This window comes from Actinomadura sp. HBU206391 (genome assembly GCF_014323665.1).
Lineage (GTDB): Bacteria > Actinomycetota > Actinomycetes > Streptosporangiales > Streptosporangiaceae > Actinomadura_C.
This window is the reverse complement of the sequence record NZ_JABVEB010000504.1, coordinates 1-1,936: the sequence shown is the minus strand read 5'-3', so window position 1 is coordinate 1,936 and position 1,936 is coordinate 1. Positions and strand designations below refer to the sequence as shown.

Below are 1,936 nucleotides of genomic sequence, written 5' to 3'. Positions count from 1 at the left end.
CGAGGCCACGACGTCGAGTGGGGCCGTGGCCTGGTCCGGGTTGAGGATCACCGGTACGTCCCGCTGCCCGATCACCAAGGGACGCAGCACCGACCCGGGATTGCCGAGCGGGATGGGCTCACGGCATCTCGCGGCCTCGGTGTCATTGGGACAGACCACCATGAGGAGCACCGTGCATCTGCGGCGCGCCCGGAGATTGGCCACGTAAGCAGGCCAGCTCCAGTGCTTCTCATCGACGTACTTCCGCTGGCTCTCCACGATCACGGCGAGCACCGGGCGTTGGTCCATGGGGTCGGCGTAGAAGCTCACCACCTTGTCGGCCCGGTACTCCGTCGGGTTGTACTCGGCGAGGTCCCCAGAGTCCACACGGACCTGGACGTATGGCGGAAGCTAAGTGAGTGACCACCTGGCCGGTGGGCTCGGCGTCCTTGGTGCAGCCGTCGTGGCCTCGCCGGCCTCCCCGGTCGTCAGCTCAGGTCGTGCCGGCCGGCCTTGACCCGACGAGCGAACGCCATCCAGCCGGCGGCGTCGAAGACGAGCTCGGGGCCGTCCGGGTCCTTGGAGTCGCGTACGGCCACCGCCGGGTGCAGGCTCGCCACCTCGACACATTGGCCGCCCGTATCACCGCTGTAGGTACTCTTACGCCACTGAACGGTCGCCGAGTCCGTCGTGTTCATAGGCTCTCCATGATCGCGTAGAGCAGTTCAAGGGACTCGTCGGCGGACATCGCCGCTCCCCTGATCAAGTCGAACCGTAGCCCAAACTCACGTACGGTGTCGGAGCGATCAATGAGCTGCCCGCCGACGTGGCCCTCCACATACGCGATGTCTCGCTCGTCCGGAAAGCCCAGCAGAGTGAACGTGCCCATCAGCCCCGCGTACGCCCCTCTACTGCTCGGGACGATCTGCATCGTGATGGTCGGACGGGCCGCCAGCTTGATCAGGTGATCGATCTGGTCACGCATGATCTCTGTACTGCCGACCAGACGCCGCACGGCGCCCTCGTCGAACACCACCACGACCCGGGGCGGGTCCTCTGCTTCGAGGATCTGCTGGCGTGAAAGCCTGGTCGCCACGAGCTGTTCGATCTCTTCCGCGGTCCTTCCGGCCTTCAGCACCTCATAGGCGTACTCACGCGTCTGGAAGAGCCCGGTGACCGCCATCGCCTCGAACATGTACATCACGACGGCCTCGGCTTCGCGTTCCACGAAGTCCGGGAATCCCGGCGGCAGGATCTGGAGTTGGCCGGCGACCTTCAGCCATTCCCAGAGCCGGTGGAATGTTCCGTTCGTCGTGAAGAAGGTGTCGCAGTCCTTGGCGAACTCCTCAGACGGGGTGCTTTTGCGCTGCTCGATCTGGCCGATCCACTGCGCGGTGTAACCGAGCTGGTCAGCGAGCTGTGGCCGCGACAGCCCGGCGGCCTCGCGATAGGCGCGTAACTCGGCGCCGAAGTAGTCGGCGGGCGATTGTGGAGTTCCAAGCTCTCGGGGGCGACGAGGCATCGGGAGACCTCCGGCGTTGGAAAGCGGCGCACTTTCTCTTGCGTCCGAGGGGTTTGCCCGTGTGGGCATCTGACCCTTCCTGACCTTAGCTTCGTCACCCCATGCTTGTGTGCCGTAACCGACAGAGACCATCACGTGAGGCGCACCTTCGATGGACACCCGCAAGGCCACCGATGACGAACTGCTCGCCAGGCTCCGTAGGGAGTATCCCGGCCACCGGATCTGGCGGTCGGTCCGCTACGACGGTCTCCTCGGCGACTGGGTCGCGACCTTGCACGACCCGGCCGCCGGTGTCGATGCGACCGTGATCCGTCCCACCGCCGACGAGCTGCGTGCCGAGCTCGACGCCGAGCGGAGCCGAGCGGCACAGCGGCCGAGGACCCAGTGAAGCGGCGAGGCGGCATCCCGCGCCGCCCCCGCAGATGGCGGCGACCG

Annotated in this window: 3 protein-coding genes and 1 pseudogene; 1 reads left to right on the top strand and 3 read right to left on the bottom strand. The window is 66.4% G+C overall.

The window, feature by feature from the left end:
• From HKK72_RS38865 to HKK72_RS38855, 3 genes and pseudogenes are all read right to left on the bottom strand, one after another.
• Positions 1-366 (bottom strand): annotated as a pseudogene (locus tag HKK72_RS38865) (hypothetical protein); the annotation flags it as partial.
• A gap of 101 nt (positions 367-467) precedes the next feature.
• Positions 468-677: a DUF397 domain-containing protein gene (locus HKK72_RS38860; RefSeq protein WP_187239370.1), complete on the bottom strand. Its 210-nt coding sequence runs from the start codon at positions 675-677 to the stop codon at positions 468-470.
• Positions 674-1,501, bottom strand: a complete 828-nt coding sequence (locus HKK72_RS38855; RefSeq protein ID WP_187239369.1) for a helix-turn-helix domain-containing protein — start codon at positions 1,499-1,501, stop codon at positions 674-676. Before HKK72_RS38855 ends, HKK72_RS38860 begins: the two co-directional genes overlap by 4 nt.
• A 151-nt stretch (positions 1,502-1,652) precedes the next feature.
• Here HKK72_RS38855 and HKK72_RS38850 point away from each other — a divergent pair, with 151 nt between their 5' ends.
• A complete protein-coding gene (locus tag HKK72_RS38850) occupies positions 1,653-1,889 on the top strand; it encodes a hypothetical protein (RefSeq protein ID WP_187239368.1) in 237 nt (78 codons plus the stop codon).
• Positions 1,890-1,936 lie beyond the last annotated feature (47 nt).